The organism is Pseudomonas putida (assembly GCF_001636055.1).
In the GTDB taxonomy this organism is placed as follows: Bacteria; Pseudomonadota; Gammaproteobacteria; order Pseudomonadales; family Pseudomonadaceae; genus Aquipseudomonas; species Aquipseudomonas machongensis.
In genome coordinates this window covers 4,998,150-5,017,550 of record NZ_CP011789.1, presented here as the reverse complement: position 1 = coordinate 5,017,550, position 19,401 = coordinate 4,998,150, and the positions used below count along the sequence as shown (strand labels likewise).

General features: G+C 63.9%; 16 protein-coding genes. 9 read left to right on the top strand and 7 right to left on the bottom strand.

What is annotated here, in order from left to right:
- The first annotated feature begins 309 nt into the window (after positions 1 to 309).
- The 7 genes from AB688_RS22585 (at position 310) to pcaC (ending at position 7,166) form a co-directional block, all read left to right on the top strand.
- Positions 310 to 1,158 (top strand): CoA transferase subunit A, encoded by an 849-nt coding sequence (locus AB688_RS22585; protein ID WP_054893784.1) that lies wholly within the window; start codon positions 310 to 312, stop codon positions 1,156 to 1,158.
- Entirely contained in the window at positions 1,155 to 1,934 is a 780-nt protein-coding gene (locus AB688_RS22580; protein ID WP_054893783.1) for a CoA-transferase subunit beta, read from the top strand. Before AB688_RS22585 ends, AB688_RS22580 begins: the two co-directional genes overlap by 4 nt.
- Entirely contained in the window at positions 1,931 to 3,136 is a 1,206-nt protein-coding gene (gene pcaF / locus AB688_RS22575) for a 3-oxoadipyl-CoA thiolase (protein WP_196759913.1), read from the top strand. The genes AB688_RS22580 and pcaF overlap by 4 nt, the downstream gene beginning before the upstream one ends.
- A 172-nt stretch (positions 3,137 to 3,308) precedes the next feature.
- Positions 3,309 to 4,598, top strand: a complete 1,290-nt coding sequence (locus AB688_RS22570) for an MFS family transporter (protein ID WP_063545962.1) — start codon at positions 3,309 to 3,311, stop codon at positions 4,596 to 4,598.
- A 9-nt stretch (positions 4,599 to 4,607) separates the two neighbouring features.
- Positions 4,608 to 5,960 (top strand): 3-carboxy-cis,cis-muconate cycloisomerase, encoded by a 1,353-nt coding sequence (locus AB688_RS22565; RefSeq protein WP_063545961.1) that lies wholly within the window; start codon positions 4,608 to 4,610, stop codon positions 5,958 to 5,960.
- A gap of 11 nt (positions 5,961 to 5,971) precedes the next feature.
- Positions 5,972 to 6,763: a 3-oxoadipate enol-lactonase gene (gene pcaD, locus AB688_RS22560; RefSeq protein WP_063545960.1), complete on the top strand. Its 792-nt coding sequence runs from the start codon at positions 5,972 to 5,974 to the stop codon at positions 6,761 to 6,763.
- A gap of 10 nt (positions 6,764 to 6,773) precedes the next feature.
- The gene (pcaC, locus tag AB688_RS22555; RefSeq protein WP_063545959.1) at positions 6,774 to 7,166 is read left to right on the top strand and encodes a 4-carboxymuconolactone decarboxylase; all 393 of its coding nucleotides are present in this window, start codon (positions 6,774 to 6,776) and stop codon (positions 7,164 to 7,166) included.
- A 64-nt stretch (positions 7,167 to 7,230) separates the two neighbouring features.
- Here pcaC and AB688_RS22550 read toward each other — a convergent pair whose 3' ends face one another.
- A complete protein-coding gene (locus AB688_RS22550) occupies positions 7,231 to 7,755 on the bottom strand; it encodes a DUF962 domain-containing protein (protein ID WP_054894504.1) in 525 nt (174 codons plus the stop codon).
- A gap of 92 nt (positions 7,756 to 7,847) precedes the next feature.
- Between AB688_RS22550 and AB688_RS22545 the strand changes: the two genes are divergently transcribed.
- Entirely contained in the window at positions 7,848 to 8,543 is a 696-nt protein-coding gene (locus AB688_RS22545) for a Crp/Fnr family transcriptional regulator (RefSeq protein ID WP_063545958.1), read from the top strand.
- On the opposite strand, the gene AB688_RS22540 is transcribed toward AB688_RS22545, so the two are convergent.
- The 5 genes from AB688_RS22540 to AB688_RS22520 all read right to left on the bottom strand — a co-directional run bounded on the left by AB688_RS22540 (position 8,443) and on the right by AB688_RS22520 (position 16,822).
- Positions 8,443 to 9,426: a LysR family transcriptional regulator gene (locus AB688_RS22540; RefSeq protein WP_063545957.1), complete on the bottom strand. Its 984-nt coding sequence runs from the start codon at positions 9,424 to 9,426 to the stop codon at positions 8,443 to 8,445. The genes AB688_RS22545 and AB688_RS22540 overlap by 101 nt on opposite strands.
- 137 nt (positions 9,427 to 9,563) lie before the next feature.
- Positions 9,564 to 10,817: an OprD family porin gene (locus AB688_RS22535; protein WP_063545956.1), complete on the bottom strand. Its 1,254-nt coding sequence runs from the start codon at positions 10,815 to 10,817 to the stop codon at positions 9,564 to 9,566.
- Positions 10,818 to 11,060: 243 nt separating this feature from the next.
- On the bottom strand, positions 11,061 to 12,515 hold the full coding sequence (locus tag AB688_RS22530) for an AdeC/AdeK/OprM family multidrug efflux complex outer membrane factor (protein WP_063545955.1): 1,455 nt from the start codon (positions 12,513 to 12,515) through the stop codon (positions 11,061 to 11,063).
- The gene (ttgB, locus tag AB688_RS22525; RefSeq protein WP_054894499.1) at positions 12,512 to 15,664 is read right to left on the bottom strand and encodes a multidrug efflux RND transporter permease subunit TtgB; all 3,153 of its coding nucleotides are present in this window, start codon (positions 15,662 to 15,664) and stop codon (positions 12,512 to 12,514) included. The genes AB688_RS22530 and ttgB overlap by 4 nt, the downstream gene beginning before the upstream one ends.
- A gap of 3 nt (positions 15,665 to 15,667) precedes the next feature.
- On the bottom strand, positions 15,668 to 16,822 hold the full coding sequence (locus AB688_RS22520; protein ID WP_054894498.1) for an efflux RND transporter periplasmic adaptor subunit: 1,155 nt from the start codon (positions 16,820 to 16,822) through the stop codon (positions 15,668 to 15,670).
- A 254-nt stretch (positions 16,823 to 17,076) separates the two neighbouring features.
- On the opposite strand from AB688_RS22520, the gene AB688_RS22515 reads away from it, so the two are divergent.
- On the top strand, positions 17,077 to 17,709 hold the full coding sequence (locus AB688_RS22515) for a TetR family transcriptional regulator (protein WP_063545954.1): 633 nt from the start codon (positions 17,077 to 17,079) through the stop codon (positions 17,707 to 17,709).
- A gap of 82 nt (positions 17,710 to 17,791) precedes the next feature.
- Here AB688_RS22515 and AB688_RS22510 read toward each other — a convergent pair whose 3' ends face one another.
- Positions 17,792 to 19,243 carry an MDR family MFS transporter gene (locus AB688_RS22510; protein WP_063545953.1) on the bottom strand — a complete coding sequence of 484 codons (1,452 nt, stop codon included), beginning with the start codon at positions 19,241 to 19,243 and terminating at the stop codon, positions 17,792 to 17,794.
- Positions 19,244 to 19,401: the final 158 nt, after the last annotated feature.

The window sequence follows — 19,401 nt, the reverse complement described above, 5'->3', positions numbered from 1 at the left end:
TTTCGCGGGCAAGCCCGCTCCCACAGGGATTGGGACTGCCCCCAGGAAGTTGGACACAAATCCAACCCTTGGGGCAGTCTAGGGATTGGGCTGGCCTTTAGATTTTGAGCAAGACAGTTACTCCCTTGTGGGAGCGGGCTTGCCCGCGAAAAGGTCGCCACTCGTCATCACCGGTAACGCATTCAAACCGTTCGATAACCGCACAAAAGGTCGATTATCGGATTGTTTCCCCACCCCCGGTCTCCTTAATCTGAGCCCATCGCAGCGACGCTGCACTCAAACCCGACTCAGCCTGACCAGGAGTCTCCAATGGCAGCAATCCTCTCGCTTCATGATGCCGTGAAGCAGTTCGTCCACGACGGCGACAGCGTTGCCCTCGAAGGTTTCACCCACCTGATTCCAACCGCCGCCGGTCACGAAATCATCCGCCAGGGCAAACGCGACCTCACGCTGGTGCGCATGACCCCGGACCTGATCTACGACCAACTGATCGGTGCCGGTTGTGCGCGCAAACTGATCTTCTCGTGGGGCGGCAACCCGGGGGTCGGCTCGCTGCATCGCCTGCGCGACGCCGTGGAGAAACAATGGCCGCACGCGATCGAGATCGAAGAGCACAGCCATGCCGACCTGGCCAACGCCTACGTTGCCGGCGCCTCCGGCCTGCCGTTCGCGGTATTGCGTGCCTACGCCGGCTCCGACCTGCCCAAGGTCAACCCGCTGATCAAGTCGGTCACTTGCCCTTTCACGGGCGAAGTGCTGGCTGCCGTGCCTTCGGTTCGCCCGGATGTCACCGTGATCCACGCGCAGAAAGCCGACCGCAAGGGCAACGTGCTGCTGTGGGGCATCCTCGGGGTGCAGAAGGAAGCGGCCTTGGCCGCCAAGCGCTGCATCGTCACAGTCGAGGAAATCGTCGACGACCTGCAAGCGCCGATGAACGCCTGCGTACTGCCGACCTGGGCGCTCAGTGCAGTGTGCCTGGTACCGGGCGGCGCGCATCCGTCCTACGCCCATGGCTACTACGAGCGTGACAACCGCTTCTACCAGGCCTGGGACCCGATCGCGCGCAACCGCGAATCCTTCACGGCCTGGATCGACACCTACATCCGCGGTACCACCGACTTCACCGAATTCAAGCGCAAGCTGGAGGCTGAACAATGAGCTACTCCACCTCCGAAATGATGACCGTGGCCGCGGCCCGTCGCCTGCGTAACGGCGCCGTTTGCTTCGTGGGGATCGGCCTGCCGTCCAAGGCCGCCAACCTGGCGCGCCTGACCTCGTCGCCCGACGTGGTGCTGATCTATGAGTCTGGCCCGATCGGTGCCAAACCGAGTGTGTTGCCGCTGTCGATCGGCGATGGCGAGTTGGCTGAGACCGCTGACACCGTGGTGCCGACCGGCGAGATCTTCCGCTATTGGCTGCAGGGCGGTCGTATCGATGTGGGCTTCCTCGGCGCCGCCCAGGTCGACCGCTTCGGCAACATCAACACCACCGTGGTCGGTGATTACCACGCGCCCAAGACTCGCCTGCCGGGCGCGGGCGGTGCGCCAGAGATCGCAGGCTCCGCCAAGCAGGTGCTGATCATTCTGAAGCAGTCGCCGCGCGCTTTCGTCGACAAGCTCGACTTCATCACCTCGGTCGGGCACGGCGAGGGCGGCGATTCGCGCAAGCGCCTGGGCCTGCCCGGCGAGGGGCCGGTGGGCATCATCACCGACCTGTGCATCATGGAGCCGGAAGTCGGCACCCACGAATTCGTCGTTACCTCGATCCATCCGGGCGTGACCCGCGAACAGATCGTCGCCGCCACCGGCTGGGCGATTCGCTTTGCCGATGACGTGCAGGCCACCGCCGAGCCGAGCGAGACAGAATTGACCGCCCTGCGTGATCTTGAAGCCCGTACTGCAGCAGCCCATGGCCAGAGCGCAGGAGAAGCCTGATGCGTGACGTATTCATCTGCGACGCGATCCGTACCCCGATTGGCCGTTTCGGTGGCGCCTTGGCTGGTGTGCGCGCCGACGACCTGGCGGCGGTGCCGCTCAAGGCGCTGGTCGAGCGCAACCCGCAGGTTCGCTGGGATCAGCTCGACGAAGTGTTTCTCGGCTGCGCCAACCAGGCCGGCGAGGATAACCGCAACGTCGCGCGCATGGCGCTGCTGCTGGCTGGCCTGCCCGAGAGCATTCCCGGCGTGACCCTCAACCGCCTCTGCGCCTCGGGCATGGATGCGGTCGGCACGGCGTTTCGCGCCATCGCCAGTGGCGAGATGGAGCTGGCCATCGCTGGTGGCGTCGAGTCGATGTCGCGCGCGCCGTTCGTGATGGGCAAGGCCGAGAGTGGCTACTCGCGCAACATGAAGCTCGAAGACACCACCATCGGCTGGCGCTTTATCAACCCGTTGATGAAGGCTCAGTACGGTGTCGATGCCATGCCTGAGACTGCCGACAACGTTGCCGACGATCACCGGGTCTCGCGTGCTGACCAGGATGCCTTCGCCCTGCGCAGCCAGCAGAAGGCCGCCGCCGCCCAGGCAGCAGGTTTCTTCGCCGAGGAGATCGTGCCGGTGCGTATCGTCCACAAAAAGGGCGAAACCCTGGTCGAGCAGGATGAACACCTGCGCCCGGACACCACCCTGGAAGCGCTGGCCAGGCTCAAGCCGGTCAATGGCGCGGACAAGACCGTCACTGCTGGCAATGCGTCGGGTGTGAACGATGGCGCCGCGGCGCTGATCCTGGCATCGGCCGATGCGGTGAAGAAACACGGCCTGACCCCACGTGCCCGTGTCCTGGGTATGGCCAGCGCCGGCGTGGCGCCGCGGGTGATGGGCATAGGCCCCGTGCCTGCTGTGCGCAAGCTCACCGAGCGCCTGGGTATCGCCGTGGCTGATTTCGATGTGATCGAACTCAACGAAGCCTTTGCCAGCCAGGGCCTGGCGGTGCTGCGCGAGCTGGGCGTGGCGGACGATGCGCCTCAGGTCAACCCCAATGGCGGAGCGATCGCCCTGGGGCATCCGCTGGGCATGAGCGGCGCGCGGCTGGTGCTGACGGCGCTGCACCACCTGGAGAAGAGCGGCGGGCGCAAGGGCCTGGCAACCATGTGTGTCGGCGTGGGGCAGGGGTTGGCGCTGGCCATCGAGCGGGTTTGACCTGTGCCGTCCTCTTCGTGTGCAAGCCGCTCACGCCATCCTGTGGGAGCGGGCTTGCCCGCGAAGAGGCCGGACCTGCAAGACATAAGGCTAATGGTCAGCCCCCAAGCGGAACGAGAGTGTTACCGGGTATGTCTAGAATTGATGGTAACCCTCGAGGAGTAAGCACGCCATGACCGCAGTCCATTACACGGGCGAAGAGCGCAAAAGCCGTATCTTCGCCATCGTCGGGGCATCTTCCGGCAACCTGGTGGAGTGGTTCGACTTCTATGTCTATGCCTTCTGCGCCATTTACTTCGCCCCGGCGTTCTTCCCCTCCGACGACCCCACCGTGCAGTTGCTCAACACAGCCGGTGTGTTCGCCGCAGGCTTTCTGATGCGCCCCATCGGTGGCTGGATTTTCGGCCGCCTGGCCGACCGTCACGGGCGCAAGAACTCGTTGATGATCTCGGTGTTGATGATGTGCGCAGGCTCGTTGCTGATCGCCTGCCTGCCGACCTATTCGAGCATCGGTACCTGGGCGCCGGCACTGCTGCTGTTTGCGCGGCTGGTCCAGGGCCTGTCGGTCGGCGGTGAGTACGGCACCACCGCGACCTACATGAGTGAGGTGGCCCTGCGCGGCCAGCGTGGATTCTTCGCCTCGTTCCAGTACGTCACCCTGATCGGCGGCCAGTTGCTGGCGGTGCTGGTGGTGGTGATCCTGCAGCAATTGCTCACTGAAGAAGAACTGCGCGCCTGGGGCTGGCGCATTCCGTTCGTGGTCGGCGCCGTCGCCGCGCTGATTTCGCTGATGCTGCGCCGATCGCTGAAAGAGACCAGCAGTGCCGAGACTCGCCAGGATAAAGATGCCGGCAGCGTCAGTGGCCTGTTCCGCAACCACGCCGCAGCCTTCATCACGGTGCTGGGCTATACCGCTGGCGGTTCGTTGATCTTCTACACCTTCACCACCTACATGCAGAAGTACCTGGTCAACACGGCCGGCATGAACGCCAAGAGCGCCAGCTTCGTGATGACTGGCGCGCTGTTCCTGTTCATGATCCTGCAGCCACTGTTCGGCATGTTGTCCGACCGTATCGGCCGACGTAACTCGATGCTGTTGTTCGGCGCGCTGGGCACTCTGTTCACCGTGCCGTTGCTGATGGCGCTCAAGACCGTGACCAGCCCGTTCATGGCCTTCGTGCTGGTGACCCTCGCGCTGTGCATCGTCAGTTTCTATACCTCCATCAGCGGCCTGGTGAAGGCCGAGATGTTCCCACCTCAGGTGCGTGCCTTGGGTGTGGGCCTGGCCTATGCCGTGGCCAACGCGGTCTTCGGCGGTTCGGCCGAATACGTCGCCCTGGGCTTGAAGACGCTGGGGATGGAGAACACTTTCTACTGGTACGTGACCGCCATGATGGCGGTGGCCTTCCTGTTCAGCCTGCGCCTGCCCAAGCAGGCGGCGTACCTGCACCATGATCACTAAGGACGTTGCATGAGCAACCAACTGTTCGATGCCTACTTCACCGCCCCGGCCATGCGCGAGGTGTTCAGCGACCATGGCCGCCTGCAGGGCATGCTCGACTTCGAGGCTGCCCTGGCGCGCGCCGAGGCTGACGCAGGGCTGGTGCCGCACACCGCGGTGGCAGCCATCGAGGCGGCATGCAAGGCCGAGCGCTATGACGTGCAAGCGCTGGCGCAGGCCATTGCGGTGGCTGGCAACTCGGCGATCCCGCTGGTCAAGGCACTGGGCAAGGTGGTTGCCAGTGGCGTGCCGGAGGCCGAGCGTTATGTGCACCTGGGGGCTACCAGCCAGGATGCGATGGACACTGGCCTGGTTCTGCAACTGCGTGATGCCCTGGGGTTGATCGAGGCAGATCTGGAAAAGCTCGCCGACACCCTCGCACGCCAGGCTTTGCTGCATGCCGACACGCCGCTGGTGGGGCGCACCTGGCTGCAGCACGCCACGCCTGTGACGCTGGGCATGAAGCTGGCCGGTATGCTCGGGGCGTTGACCCGTCACCGCCAGCGCTTGCAGGAGCTGCGTCCGCGCCTGTTGTGCCTGCAATTCGGGGGGGCCTCTGGCAGCCTTGCGGCACTGGGCAGCAAGGCATTGGCGGTGGCCGAGGCGCTGGCGGCACAACTTGGCCTCGCCTTGCCCGAGCAGCCCTGGCACACCCAGCGCGACCGCCTGGTGGAGTTCGCCTCGGTGCTGGGCCTGATTGCCGGCAGCCTGGGCAAATTCGGTCGCGATATCAGCCTGTTGATGCAGACCGAGGCTGGCGAGGTGTTCGAGCCTGCTGCGCCGGGCAAGGGCGGCTCTTCGACCATGCCGCACAAGCGCAACCCTGTGGGTGCAGCGGTGCTGATCGGCGCCGCGACCCGCGTGCCGGGGCTGCTGTCGACGCTGTTCGCCGCCATGCCCCAGGAGCACGAGCGTAGCCTGGGCCTGTGGCATGCCGAATGGGAGACCCTGCCAGACATCTGCTGCCTGGTCTCCGGCGCCCTGCGCCAGGCACAACTGATCGCCGAGGGCATGGAGGTGGACGCCGAGCGCATGCGCCGCAACCTTGAACTGACTCAAGGCCTGGTGCTGGCCGAAGCGGTGAGCATCGTGCTGGCCCAGCGTCTGGGGCGCGACAAGGCCCATCACCTGCTTGAGCAATGCTGCCAGCGCGCGGTGGCCGAACAGCGCCACCTGCGTGCCGTGCTCGGCGACGAGCCACAGGTCACCGAACAGCTGTCTGGCGAAGCGCTCGACCAGTTGCTCGACCCTGCCCATTACCTCGGCCAGGCCCGCGTCTGGGTGGCGCGTGCTGTGGCCGAACATCAACGTTTCACTGCTTGAAGGAGACCGCTGTGGCGCATTTGCAACTGGCCGATGGCGTATTGAACTACCAACTCGAAGGCCCCGAGCACGCCCCGGTGCTGGTGCTGTCCAACTCGCTGGGCACCAACCTGCACATGTGGGATACCCAGATGCCGCTGTGGACCAAGCACTTTCGAGTACTGCGCTACGACACGCGCGGTCATGGCGATTCGCTGGTCACCGAAGGGCCGTACAGCATCGAACAACTGGGGCGTGATGTGCTGGCGCTGCTGGATGCTCTGCAGATCGAGCGCGCGCATTTCTGTGGGTTGTCGATGGGCGGCCTGATCGGTCAGTGGCTCGGCATCAATGCAGGTGAGCGTTTGCAGCGTCTGGTGGTGTGCAACACGGCGGCGAAGATCGGATCGCCTGAAACCTGGAATCCGCGCATCGAAATGGTCTTGCGCGACGGCGCCGAGGCCATGCGTGGGTTGCGTGATGCGTCCATCGAGCGCTGGTTCACCCCGGCGTGGTCGAGCGAGCACGCGGATCAGGTCAAGCGCATCACCGACATGCTCGCAACCACTTCGCCACAGGGCTATGCCGCCAACTGCGGAGCGGTGCGCGATGCCGATTTCCGCGATCAGTTGGGAGCGATCAGCGCGCCGCTGCTGGTGATTTCCGGGGAGGCCGACGCGGTAACGCCGCCCTCGGGTGGCCTGTACATCCAAGAGCATGTGGCAGGCGCCGAGTACACCGGCTTCCTGGCTGCGCACCTGTCCAATGTCGAGGTCGGCGAGCCGTTCAGCCGTCGCGTGCTCGATTTCCTGTTGGCCCGCTGAGGAGTACGCCATGGATGAGAAACAACGTTACGACGCTGGCATGCAGGTGCGTCGTGCGGTGCTGGGCGATGCCCATGTGGACCGCAGCCTGGAGAAACTCAACGACTTCAATGGCGAGTTCCAGGAGATGATCACGCGCCACGCCTGGGGCGATATCTGGACCCGTCCGGGGTTGCCACGCCACACCCGCAGCCTGATTACCATCGCCATGTTGATTGGCATGAACCGCAACGAGGAACTCAAGTTGCACCTGCGCGCGGCGGGCAACAATGGCGTGACCCGCGAGGAGATCAAGGAAGTGATCATGCAGAGCGCGATCTATTGCGGGATCCCGGCGGCCAATGCGACCTTCCACCTGGCCGAGTCGGTGTGGGATGAGCTTGGGGTCGAGTCGCGGGCCTAGGCCATAGCTCCCCACTGAATTCTTCGCGGGCAAGCCCGCGAAGAATTCAGCACTGTTCCAGCGTCTACACCGCCGCCTTCTTCCCGCGCACCGCTACCGGCCCGGCGTTGGCTTCCACCTGCTGCCTCAGACCGGCACACAGCCCAAGCATGAACGCCAGTTCTGCAACCACGAACAGTGGCCCGATGATCAAGCCGCTGACATCGTCGACGAAGGCGGGTTTCCTGCCCTCGTAGGCATGCCCGACGAACTGGATGATCCAGCCCAGCACGAAGGCCCCGAGCCCGGCACTTAGCCACAGCCCGGTGCTTTGCAGCGCCAGCCATTCGCCTGCCCACAGGCACAGCCCCAGCAACACGCCCATCACCAGCCCGAAGCGCAGGTCCAGGCGCAGGTAGAACCACACCGACGCTGCCGCCACCAGCAGCGCTGGCGACAGCCAGATGCCGGCAACAGGCCAGCCGGGTCGTGACAGCAGGATGCTGACCGCCAGCACGATCAGCGGAATGCCGACGAAGTGCGTGGCGATGTTGCGCGGGTCGCGATGATAGGCCGCGTATTGACTCAGGTGTTCGACGAGGTTTTTCATTGTTGTTCCTCCATCAGGGGTAGCGACAGCTTGCCCCGTTCATCCGCCGTCGTCTGTCGCCTGGCCGACAGAGTCCGTTCAGAGGAGGTGTCATGGACAACCCCCAAGCCTGGCGTGCGCAGTTGAGCCACGGCCTGTGGTTTCGGCAGTTGCCCGCTCAGGTTCAGGATAGCCTGCTGGCATTGGCGCGTTCACGTGAGCTGGCGGCCGGACAGTGCCTGTTCCAGCGTGGTGATCCGCCCTGCGGTTTGTATGCGGTGCTGGAGGGTGCCATGCGCGTCGGCGCGGTCAGCCGTGAGGGCAAGGAAGCGCTGTTGACGTTGGTCGAGCCGCCTTACTGGTTCGGCGAGATCAGCTTGTTCGACGGCCAGCCACGCACCCACGATGCCTTTGCCGAAGGTGTCACGCAGCTGTTGTGGATCCCTCAGGCAGCGCTGCTCGACTGGTTGGCGCAACATCCGCAGCACTGGCGCGACCTGGCGTTGCTGATGAGTCACAAGCTGCGCTGGGTGTTCGTCGCGCTTGAGCAGCAGCACTTGCTGGCCGCGGGGCCGCGTGTGGCCCATCGGCTGTTGCAGATCGCCGAAGGCTATGGCGAGCGCGATGTTGCCCAATGGCGCCTGCAATTGTCGCAGGAGCAATTGGCGCTGATGCTGTCCCTGTCGCGCCAGACCATCAACCAGATCCTCAAGGCGCTGGAGCAGGCGGGGGTGGTGCAACTGGGCTATGGCGAAGTGCTGATCCTCGATGCGCCGAGACTGCGGGAGATGGCCGCGCATCCAGGCTGACCAAGGTATCGATCATCGCCCGTGCTGCCGGTGACAGGCGATAGCCGCTGCGGCTGATCACCCCGCAACGCACGCTCAGCACTTCCAGCCCCGGCGGCAGGTTGCGCCAGTGCAGGCGTACCAGGCGCCCCGCGGCCAGGTCCTCGGCCACGGCTTCCTCGCTGGCGCTGCCGAGGGTATCGCTGGCCAGCACCACGCTGCGCAGCACTGCCAGGTGTTCGGTCTGCAGGTGTGGGATGAAGTCGCTGCGTCCGCTGAGATTGGCCAGGCGCTTGCGTACACCGGGAGTGAGCAGGGCGCTGGCCAGGGGGTAGGCGAACAGATCGTTGGTCGACAGGCTGTCCTTGGCCAGCAGCGGATGGCCGGGGCGGCAGAAGAACAGGCCCGGGCGCGGGTTGAGGGGCTCGGTGTGGAAGTTGGGGTCGGCCTCGAAGGGGCGGATATCGTCGACGAAAAACTCGATCTGCTCGCGGCGCAGGGCCTGGCCCAGACGTTCGGCATTGTCCACCAGCAGCTCGGTGCGAATCCCCGGATGCTGGGTGATGAACTGCTGCAGGGCGTCGGGCACCAGTCGTGCAGCCAGGGCTGGGCCGCTGCCGAAATGCAGTTCGCCGGCGTCGAGCTTGGTCATCTGCAGCACGTCGTTGCTCAGTTGTGCGGCCCCCTGAACCAGGCGCCGGGCATGTTGCAGCACCACCTGGCCTTCGGGGGTCGGTTGCAGCGCCTTGTTGCCGCGATCGACCAGGGCGCAGCCGAACTCCTGCTCCAGGCCCTGGATGGCGCGACTGAACGCGGGCTGGGTAATGCCCATGGCTTCGGCAGCGCGGACGAAGCTGCGGTACTCGGTGAGGGCGATGAAATAGCGCAGTTGGCGAAGGTCCATATCGAGATTCTGCGGAGTAGAGAGGGCTCGTTTTAGACCTTGTTGCTTATTCCGTCAACGATGGTTTAGTTAGTTGTTTAGCTTATTTTGTTATTTAGAGGGGCGGGTAAGCCCGCCCCCCAAGCGCGGCGCGACTTTCACAACAGGCTGAACGGATAACTCACGATCAGCCTGTTCTCGTCGAAGGCGTTGGTGCTGAAATCCCTGCGCATGGTGGAGTTGCGCCATTTCACCGACAGGTCCTTGAACGTACCGGACTGGATCACGTACGCCAGTTCGCTCTCGCGCGCCCACTCCTTGCCATCGGTGATGCTGCCGACATGCACGTTGTCGCCCTTTATGTAGCGGTTCATCAGGGTCAGCCCGGGGATGCCGACGGTGGCGAAGTTGAAATCGTGGCGCAGTTGCCAGGAGCGCTCCTTGGCATTCTCGAAGCTGGCGTTGTAGCTGTCGTTGGCCAGGGTGCCGCCGCTGGTGCCGTTGACTCGCATCCACTCGTCATCGCCGCCGACCTTCTGCAGGCCGACATAGAACGTATGACCCTGATAGCGCGCCGAAAGCATGGCCGAGGCGGTGCGGTTGTCCAGCTTGCCGGCACGCTCGGCGCCGTCTTCCTTGCCGATGAAGTAGCCCAGGTTCGCCCCCAGGGTCCAGTCGCCCAAGGGCTGGCTGTGCACCAGGTTGAAGTACTGCTGGCGGTAGATATCCTTGAGCTGGGCGTCCCACACGCCGACCAGGGTGCGCTTGTCGTTGAAGCTGTACTCACCCCCTGCAAAGTTGAAGCGGTCGGAGGTGAAGCCCGGGCGGCTGAACAGCGCTATGTCCTCCATGCTCGCATCGTTGCGCGGGCTGTTGCCACGGAACTGGCCGGCGTACAGGGTCAGCCCGGTGATCTCCCTGGAGGTGATCTGGCCGCCGCGGAAGGTCTGCGGCAGCGAACGACCATCGTCAGAGCGCAGGATCGGCAGTACCGGCATCCATTCGCCGACCTTGAGCTCGGTCTGTGAAATCCTGGCCTTGAGCGCGACACCCAGGCGGCCGAAGTCGTCGGCGGGGCGACCATCGTCGTGCACTGGCAGCAGCTGCGTGCCGGCCGTCCCCTTGCCGCCATCGAGCTTGACCGAATACAGCCCCAGCACATCGACGCCAAAGCCGACGGTGCCCTGGGTGAACCCGGAACGGGCGTCGAGGATGAAGCTTTGCGTCCATTCCTCGGCCTTGCCTTGGGCCTTGGCGGGGTCGACGAAGTTGCGGTTGATGTAGAAGTTGCGCAGGTTGAGGGTGGCCTTGGCGTCTTCCACGAAGCCGCCGTCGGCGGCGAGGGCGGGGAGGGCGCAGGACATGGCCAGAAGGCCCGGCAGCAGGGGGCGTGCGGGTTGCAGAATGCTCATCTGTCGTGGATCTCTTGTTTTTATGGGCGAGTCGGAGCGCTGCGGCCGGAGGCTGCAGGTCGACGCTTTATTGATGAACTTGTGCAACGTTGCGTGGAGGATGGTGCGTGATCGGAGCTGCGGCGAGCAATTCGTCGGAAGTGGAACGGGGCGATAATCGAACGCATTGTGTGAGGCGGGGTGTTGTTACCGGAAAACAAAAAGCCCACCGCGAGGGTGGGCTTGATGCTGTTGCCGGATCACTCAGCCTTTGGGCGAGTCCACCGAAGCCTGCTGGTTGGCCTGTCCGGTCTGCTCGTACCAGCCACCGCCGAGCGCCTTGTACAGGTTGACCTCGCTGGTCAGCTGCGACAGGCGATCGCTGATCAGCGCCTGCTGGGCACTGAACAGGTTGCGCTGGGCGTCGAGGAAGGTCAGGTTGCTGTCGATACCGATGCGGTAGCGACGCTCTGCCAGACGGTAGTAATCCTGGTTGGCGGCAACCAGGTCACGTTGGGCCTGCAACTGCTCTTCGAAGGTCTTGCGCGCCGCCAGGCCATCGGAGACTTCCTGGAAGGCGGTCTGGATGGTCTTTTCGTACTTGGCGACGTTGATGTCCTTCTGGATCTTCGAGTAGTCCAGGCTGGCGCGCAGGCTGCCGGCGTTGAAGATCGGCAGGTTGATCTGCGGTTGGAACAGCCAGGTCCCCGACCCCCCCTTGAACAGCCCGCCCATGTCCGGGCTCAGGGTGCCGGCGTTGGCGGTCAGGCTGATGCTCGGGAAGAACGCCGCGCGGGCTGCGCCGATGTTGGCATTGGCAGCCTTGAGCAGGTGCTCGGCTTCCTGGATGTCCGGACGCCGCTGCAGCAGGTCGGACGGCAGGCCCGCTGGCACGTCGGCCAGTTGGTCGGCGTCGAGCTTCAGCGAGGCCGGCAGGTCCGCCGGTACACCGGTGCCCAGCAGCACGGTCAGGCTGTTCAGGTCCTGCGCCACCAGACGCTGGTACTGCGACAGCTTGACCCGCGCGCCTTCGACAGCGGTGCGCGCCTGGCTCAGGTCGAGTGCGGAGGCCACGCCGACCTCGTTGCTGCGGCGGGTCAGGTTGTAGCTTTCTTCGTAGGTCTTGAGCGTTTCTTCGGTCAGCTTCAGCAGCGCCTGGTCGGCCTGCCAGGTGTAGTAGGCGTTGGCCACGCTGGCCACGAGGCTGATCTGCGTGGAGCGACGTGCCTGCTCGCTGGACAGGTAGGTCTCCAGGGCCTGTTCGCTCAGGCTGCGGACGCGGCCGAACAGGTCCAGCTCATAGGCGCTGACGCCCAACGTTGCCGAGTACTGGCTGGTGATGTTCGCTTCGCCGGTCTGCGACAGGTTGCCCGGAACCCGCTGGCGGCTGCCGCTGCCGGTGGCCGAGACCGCCGGGAACAGGTCGGCGCGCTGGATGCGGTACTGCGCACGGTAGGCATCGATGTTCAACGCGGCCACTCGCAGGTCGCGGTTGTTGACCAGCGAGGTCTGGATCAGCTTCTGCAGCGCCGGGTCGTGGAAGAACTGGCGCCAGCCCTGTTCGGCGGCGGCCACGTCTGCCGACTGGGTCGGCGAGTACGCAGGGCCTTGCGGCCACTGCGCGGCCACCGGCGCTTCCGGGGTCTGGTAGTCAGGAATAAGCGAGCAGCCGCCGAGAATGAAAGCGGTTACCGCCAGGGACAACAAAGACTTGGTCATTGCCCAGCCTCATTACGTGGAGTTTCAGGGGTGGCGTCGGTGTGCGGCTCTTTGCTGCCGAACAGCGACGACACTGCTACGAAGAACAGCGGTACCCAGAAGATCGCCAGCACAGTTGCACTGATCATGCCGCCGATCACCCCGGTGCCGATCGCGTGCTGGCTGCCAGAGCCTGCGCCGCTGGCGATGGTCAACGGTACCACGCCGAGGATGAATGCCAGCGAGGTCATGATGATCGGGCGCAGACGCATACGGCACGCCTCGATCGTCGCATCGAACAGGCTCTTGCCCTGTTCGTGCAGCTCTTTGGCGAACTCGACGATCAGAATGGCGTTTTTTGCCGCCAGGCCGATGGTCGTCAGCAAGCCGACGAGGAAGTACACGTCATTCGACAGCCCGCGCATGCTGGTGGCGATCAGTGCACCGATGATACCCAGCGGCACCACCAGCACGACGGCGATCGGGATCGACCAGCTTTCGTACAGCGCTGCCAGGCAGAGGAACACGAACAGCAGCGAAAGGGCGAACAGCGCCGGCATCTGCGAACCGGAGAGCTTCTCCTCGTAGGACATGCCGGTCCAGGAGTAGCCGATGCCCGACGGCAGTTCGCCGACGATGCGTTCGACCTCGGCCATGGCCTCACCGGTACTGTAGCCAGGCGCCGGGGCACCGAGGATCTCGACTGCTTCCACGCCGTTGTAACGCGACAGCTTCGGCGAGCCGTAGGTCCATTCACCGGAGGCGAAGGAGGAGAACGGCACCATCTCGCCCTGGCCGTTGCGCACGTACCACTTCTGCAGGTCTTCGGGGCTCATGCGGGCACTGGAGTCGCCTTGGATGTACACCTTCTTGACCCGGCCACGATCGATGAAGTCGTTGACGTAGCTGCCACCCAGCGCGATCGACAGGGTGTTGTTGATGTCGGCAATGGTGACGCCCAGGGCACTGGCGCGCTCATCGTCGACGATCAGCTGGTACTGCGGCTCGTCGTTCAGGCCGTTGGGGCGCACTGCGGAGAGGATCTTGCTCTGCGAGGCCTTGGCCAGGAACTGGTTGCGCGCTTCCATGAGCTTCTCGTGGCCGACGCCGGCACGGTCCTGGAGGAACACGTCGAAGCCGGTGGCGTTACCCAGTTCGAGCACTGCCGGCGGTGCGAAGGCGAACACCATCGCATCGCGGAAGCTGAAGAAGTGCTGCTGGGCGCGGGTCGAGAGATTGAACACGCTGTTCTCGGCCGAACGCTCGCCCCAAGGTTTGAGCATGATGAACGCCATGCCCGAACTCTGGCCACGGCCGGCGAAGTTGAAACCGGTCACGGTGAACACCGACGACACGGTGTCGGCTTCGTCCTTGAGAAGGTATTCGCGCATCTTGTCGACGACCACCTGGGTGCGTTCGGCACTGGAACCGGCCGGGGTCTGCACCTGGGCGAAGAGCACGCCCTGGTCTTCTTCAGGCAGGAACGCGGTGGGGATGCGAGTGAACAGCCAGATCATGCCCACCACGATCAGCGCATAGGCCAGCAGGAACGGGATCTTGTTGCGCAGGATGGTACCGACACTGCGCTCGTAGCCCTTTACGCTGCGGTCGAAGTTGCGGTTGAACCAGCCGAAGAAGCCGCCCTTGGCCGTGTGGTGCTCACCCTTCTTCAACGGCTTGAGCATGGTCGCGCACAGCGCCGGGGTGAAGATCAGTGCCACCAGCACCGACAGGCCCATGGCCGATACGATGGTGATCGAGAACTGCCGGTAGATCACGCCGGTGGAGCCGCCGAAGAAGGCCATCGGCAGCAGTACCGCCGAAAGCACCAGGGCGATACCGACCAGTGCGCCCTGAATCTGCTGCATCGAGCGTTTGGTCGCTTCCTTGGGGGGCAGCCCTTCTTCGGACATCACCCGCTCGACGTTTTCCACGACGACGATGGCATCGTCCACCAGCAGGCCGATGGCCAGGACCATCGCGAACATGGTCAGGGTGTTGATGCTGAAGCCTGCGGCCGCAAGGATGCCGAAGGTGCCCAGCAACACCACCGGAACGGTCATGGTGGTGATGATGGTGGCGCGGAAGTTCTGCAGGAACAGGTACATCACCAGGAACACCAGGACCACGGCTTCGATCAGGGTGTGGATTACCCCGCTGATCGATTCGGTGACCACTGGCGTGGTGTCATACGGGAACACTGCCTTGACCCCGGGCGGGAAGAACGGCTCGAGGTCGCTGATGGTCTTGCGCAAGGCCTTGGCGGTATCCAGGGCGTTGGCGCCGGTTGCCAGCTTGACCGCCAGGCCCGAAGCCGGCTTGCCGTTGAACTGCGCGCTGACCGCGTAGTTCTCACCGCCCAGACCAACCTTGGCGACGTCACGCAGGCGCACCTGCGAGCCATCGCTGTTGACCTTGAGCAGGATCTTCTCGAACTGCTCGGCGGTCTGCAGGCGAGTCTTGCCGATGATGGTGGCGTTGAGCTGGGTACCTGGCATCGCTGGCAGGCCACCGAGCTGGCCGGAAGAAACCTGCACGTTCTGCGCAGTGACGGCGGTACGCACATCGACCGGGGTCAACTGGAACTTGTTGAGCTTGGCCGGATCGAGCCAGATACGCATGGCGTACTGGGCACCGAACACCTGGAAGTCACCAACGCCGGCAGTCCGCGAGATCGGGTCCTGCATGTTGGAGACGATGTAGTTGGCCAAGTCGTCCTTGGTCATGCTGCCATCTTCGGACACCAGGCCGATCACCAGCAGGAAGTTCTTCACTGCCTTGGTGACACGGATACCTTGCTGCTGCACTTCCTGCGGCAGCAGCGGGGTGGCCAGGTTGAGCTTGTTCTGCACCTGCACCTGCGCGGTGTCGGCGTTGGTGCCCTGCTCGAAGGTAGCAGTGATGGTCATGCTGCCGTCGGAGTTACTTTCCGAAGACACGTAGCGCAGGTTGTCGATACCGTTGAGCTGCTGCTCGATGACCTGTACCACGGTGTCCTGCACGGTCTGCGCCGAGGCGCCCGGGTAGGTCACGGCGATGGCGATGGCCGGCGGCGCGATGCTGGGGTACTGGTTGATCGGCAGTTTCAGGATCGACAGGGCCCCGACCAGCATGATCACCAAGGCGATCACCCAGGCGAAGATCGGGCGATCGATAAAGAACTTCGACATGGTTTACTCCGCTTTGGCGTCGGCTTTCGCGGCGCTGGCCTGTTCAGGGCTGCCCGGCTTTTTGACGTTGGTGGCTTCGCTGACCTTGACCTCGACACCTGGACGCACGAACTGCAGCCCCTCGGTGATCAGTCGGTCGCCCGGATTGAGGCCTTCCTCGATCAGCCACTCGTTGCCCAGCGTGCGGCTGGCCTTGAGTTGACGCAGTTCCACCTTGTTATCCTTGTTCACCACCAGTGCCGTGGGCGAGCCCTTGAGGTCGCGGGTCACACCTTGCTGTGGGGCGAGGATCGCGTTGGCATTGACACCAGCTTGCAGGCGGGCATGCACGAACATGCCCGGCAGGAGGGTGTGGTCCGGGTTGGCGAACACCGCACGCAGGGTCACCGAGCCCGTGGTTTCATCGACCGAGACTTCGGAGAACTCCAGGCGACCTTCACCGGCGAACGTGCTGCCGTCTTCGAGCACCAGCTGCACCTTCGCGGCATTGTCGCCAGCCTTCTGCAGACGCCCGCTTTCCAGGTCACGGCGCAACTTGAGCAGTTCGGCGGTGGACTGAGTGACGTCGACGTAGATCGGGTCGAGCTGCTGGATGGTGGCCATGGCGTTGGTCTGGCCATTGCTCACCAGCGCGCCTTCGGTGACCGACGAGCGTCCGATGCGACCGCTGATCGGCGCCAGCACCTTGGTGTAGCGCAGGTCGATCTGCGCGCTCTTGAGCGAGGCTTCGGCCTGCAATCGTTTGGCATTGGCGTCGTCATATTCCTGTTTGGAGACGGCCTGCTCGTCGATCAGTTGCTTGTAGCGCTCGGCCAGCGAGCGGGTAGCCTGAAGGTTGGCCTGGGCATTACCCAGGTTGGCTTCATAAACGGCGGGATCGATCTGGTAGAGCTGCTGCCCTTCCTTGACGTCGCTGCCTTCCTTGAACAGGCGCTTGAGAATGATGCCATTGACCTGTGGACGGACTTCGGCGACGCGATAGGCGCTGGTGCGCCCTGGCAGTTCCGAGGTCAGGGTGAAGGCCTGCGGCTGCAGGGTGACGACGCCGACCTGAGGAGCCTGCGCTGCAGGCGCGGCTTCTTCTTTCTTGCAGCCACTGAGCAGGGTTGCAAGGGCGACGGCGGAAACCAGGGCGGTAACGGCTGGCTTGAATTGCATGAGGATCCTCGGGTCGCAGGAGCAGGGGGAGCTCAAGAATAGTGGAAGAGTCTTGTCAGAAAAATCGCTATCGAGTGGATTAGTAGCTTACTAACGAATATACTTACATTCATGGTTGTTTGTAAATACCGCGTGGTGGTACCAGGCTACTACCGCAAAACGTGATTAATGCATCCGGGAGTTGCCCTGCAGAGGCGAACCCGGCCCAAAGCCCAGGCGATTCTCGTGCCGGGCTCAGATGAGGTTGAGCTGCCATGGTCCGTCGAACCAAAGAGGAAGCCCAGGAAACCCGCGCCCAGATCATCGAGGCGGCGGAAAAGGCTTTCTACAAGCGCGGAGTTGCGCGAACCACCTTGGCCGATATCGCCGAGATCGCGGGCGTCACCCGTGGTGCGATCTACTGGCATTTTAGTAACAAGGCCGAGCTGGTCCAGGCGCTGCTCGACAGTTTGCACGAGACCCATGACCATCTCGCGCGTGCCAGCGAAAGCGAGGACGAGCTCGATCCGCTCGGCTGTATGGGCAAGCTGCTGTTGCAAGTGCTCAACGAGCTGGTACTGGACGCCAGGACCCGGCGTATCAATGAAATCCTGCATCACAAGTGCGAGTTCACCGATGAGATGTGTGAAATCCGCCAGCAGCGACAAGGCGCCATCGTCGAATGCCACGAAGGCATTTCCCGCGCCTTGGCCAATGCGGTACGCCGTGGCCAGTTGCCCGCCGACCTGGATGTCGAGCGGGCGGCCATTGCCATGTTCGCCTATGTCGACGGCCTGATCGGGCGCTGGTTGCTGCTCCCGGACAGCTTCGACCTGTTGCGCGATGCGCAAAAATGGGTCGACACAGGGTTGGATATGCTGCGCTTGAGCCCGGCCCTGCGCAAATGACACTTTGTTAAGGATTGTGATGAAGTTTTTCCCGGCAGGATTAAGCCGGGGTTAAAAGGGCCGCTTTGCGGCCCTGGCCTTTTCAATGCCCCCGTAATTGCCGGTCTGGCAACGCCAGTGCCGCCAGCAGCCCCAGCACTGCCGCGCCGGCACTGGCCAGCAGCAGGTATCGGAACGTCACCAGCAGATGCGCCTGGGTCGCCGGATCCGTCTCGCCGCCCTTCAGGCTGCCCAGCAACGGGTTGCCCAGCACCTCGAGCCCTCCGAGATGCAGCAGCGCCAGCAGCAGGCTGGACATGCAGGCCACGCCCATCGCCCCACCCAACGAGCGGAACAGGTTGGTGGTGCTGGTGGCCACACCGATATCCTTCATGTCCACCGCGCTCTGCGTCCCCACCAGCGAGGTCGGGAACTGCAGCCCGCAGGCGATACCGGTCAACAGCATGAACAACCCGCCCAGCCAGGCTGACTGCGGCGGTGTGAGGGCCATGCCGAGGATCGCCAGCGGCATCAGCAGCGCGCCCGCCAGGATCTGCGGCTTGTAGCGTCCGGTGAATGTCGTCAGGCGGCCTGCGCTGAAGGCGCCCAGTGGCAACCCCATCGCCAACGGCAGCAGGTGCAGCGCGGCACTGTCGGCGCCGGCACCGGTGATGCTCTGGAAGCGCAGCGGCATGAGCATGGTCAGCGAGATCGACTGGAAGCTGGCGAAGAAGATCACGCACCAGCACAGCACGGCGACCCGGTTGCCAAACAGTTTCAGTGGCAACAGCGGCTCCTGGCAGCGGCGTTCATGGGCGACGAACAGCACCAGGCCCAATACCGCGCAGGCAAACAGGGCCAGCACCGGCGCCGCGGTCCAGGCATGCCCTTGACCCACCAGGGTGATGCCCAGCAACAAACTGCCCAGGCCCAGGATCAGCAGCAGTGCACCGATATAGTCGACCTGTGCTTCCCGGCGTTGGACCGGCATGCCCATCAGTGCGCGGCGAATCACCCACCAGGCGCAAAGCCCCAGCGGCAGGTTGATCCAGAACACCCAGCGCCACGACAAGTATTCGGTCAGCCAGCCGCCGAGCACCGGGCCAGCCACGCTGGCCAGGGCGTACATGCTGCTGAAATAACCCTGGTAGCGCCCGCGCTCGCGAGGCGGGACGAAGTCGCCGATGATCGCCTGGCTGACCGAGACCATGCCGCCCGCGCCGATGCCCTGCAGCACGCGCGCCAGCACCAGTTGTTCCATGTTCTGTGCCAGGGCGCAGAAGATCGAGGCCAGGGTGAACAGTGCGGTGCCGGTGAGGATCATGCGCCGACGGCCATACAGATCGCCCAGCTTGCCGTAGATCGGCACGGCCACGGTCATGGCAACCATATAGCCGGAGATGACCCAGGCCAGCAGGCCGACATCGTTGAACTGGGCAGAAATGGCCGGCATGGAGACGGCGACGATGGTCTGGTCGAGGGCACCAAGAAGAATCGCCAGCATCAGCGCGCTGAGCACGCTACGCAAGTCGGCGGGGGGCAGGGCGGCGGTCACGGGGTCACACCTTGTGGTCGGAGGTAGTGAAATTGTGCTGTTCGTCGGCGGCCCGTGGCGAGTGAAATGGCTGCGAACGAGACGGGGATTGTAACCTGAGTTAGGTAGCTTCCTATGTACTGTCTGCATCGCCTATGCACGATCGGCATAAGCGCTTT

Excerpts from the sequence above, each read along its gene's own strand:
- AB688_RS22580 (WP_054893783.1), top strand. The coding sequence starts at position 1,155 with ATGAGCTACTCCACCTCCGAAATGATGACCGTGGCCGCGGCCCGTCGC.
- AB688_RS22520 (WP_054894498.1), bottom strand. The coding sequence starts at position 16,822 with ATGCAATTCAAGCCAGCCGTTACCGCCCTGGTTTCCGCCGTCGCCCTT.
- AB688_RS22545 (WP_063545958.1), top strand. The coding sequence starts at position 7,848 with ATGGACAACCCCCAAGCCTGGCGTGCGCAGTTGAGCCACGGCCTGTGG.
- AB688_RS22550 (WP_054894504.1), bottom strand. The coding sequence starts at position 7,755 with ATGAAAAACCTCGTCGAACACCTGAGTCAATACGCGGCCTATCATCGC.
- AB688_RS22530 (WP_063545955.1), bottom strand. The coding sequence starts at position 12,515 with ATGACCAAGTCTTTGTTGTCCCTGGCGGTAACCGCTTTCATTCTCGGC.
- pcaC (WP_063545959.1), top strand. The coding sequence starts at position 6,774 with ATGGATGAGAAACAACGTTACGACGCTGGCATGCAGGTGCGTCGTGCG.
- AB688_RS22585 (WP_054893784.1), top strand. The coding sequence starts at position 310 with ATGGCAGCAATCCTCTCGCTTCATGATGCCGTGAAGCAGTTCGTCCAC.
- AB688_RS22540 (WP_063545957.1), bottom strand. The coding sequence starts at position 9,426 with ATGGACCTTCGCCAACTGCGCTATTTCATCGCCCTCACCGAGTACCGC.
- AB688_RS22565 (WP_063545961.1), top strand. The coding sequence starts at position 4,608 with ATGAGCAACCAACTGTTCGATGCCTACTTCACCGCCCCGGCCATGCGC.
- ttgB (WP_054894499.1), bottom strand. The coding sequence starts at position 15,664 with ATGTCGAAGTTCTTTATCGATCGCCCGATCTTCGCCTGGGTGATCGCC.
- AB688_RS22535 (WP_063545956.1), bottom strand. The coding sequence starts at position 10,817 with ATGAGCATTCTGCAACCCGCACGCCCCCTGCTGCCGGGCCTTCTGGCC.
- AB688_RS22570 (WP_063545962.1), top strand. The coding sequence starts at position 3,309 with ATGACCGCAGTCCATTACACGGGCGAAGAGCGCAAAAGCCGTATCTTC.
- AB688_RS22515 (WP_063545954.1), top strand. The coding sequence starts at position 17,077 with ATGGTCCGTCGAACCAAAGAGGAAGCCCAGGAAACCCGCGCCCAGATC.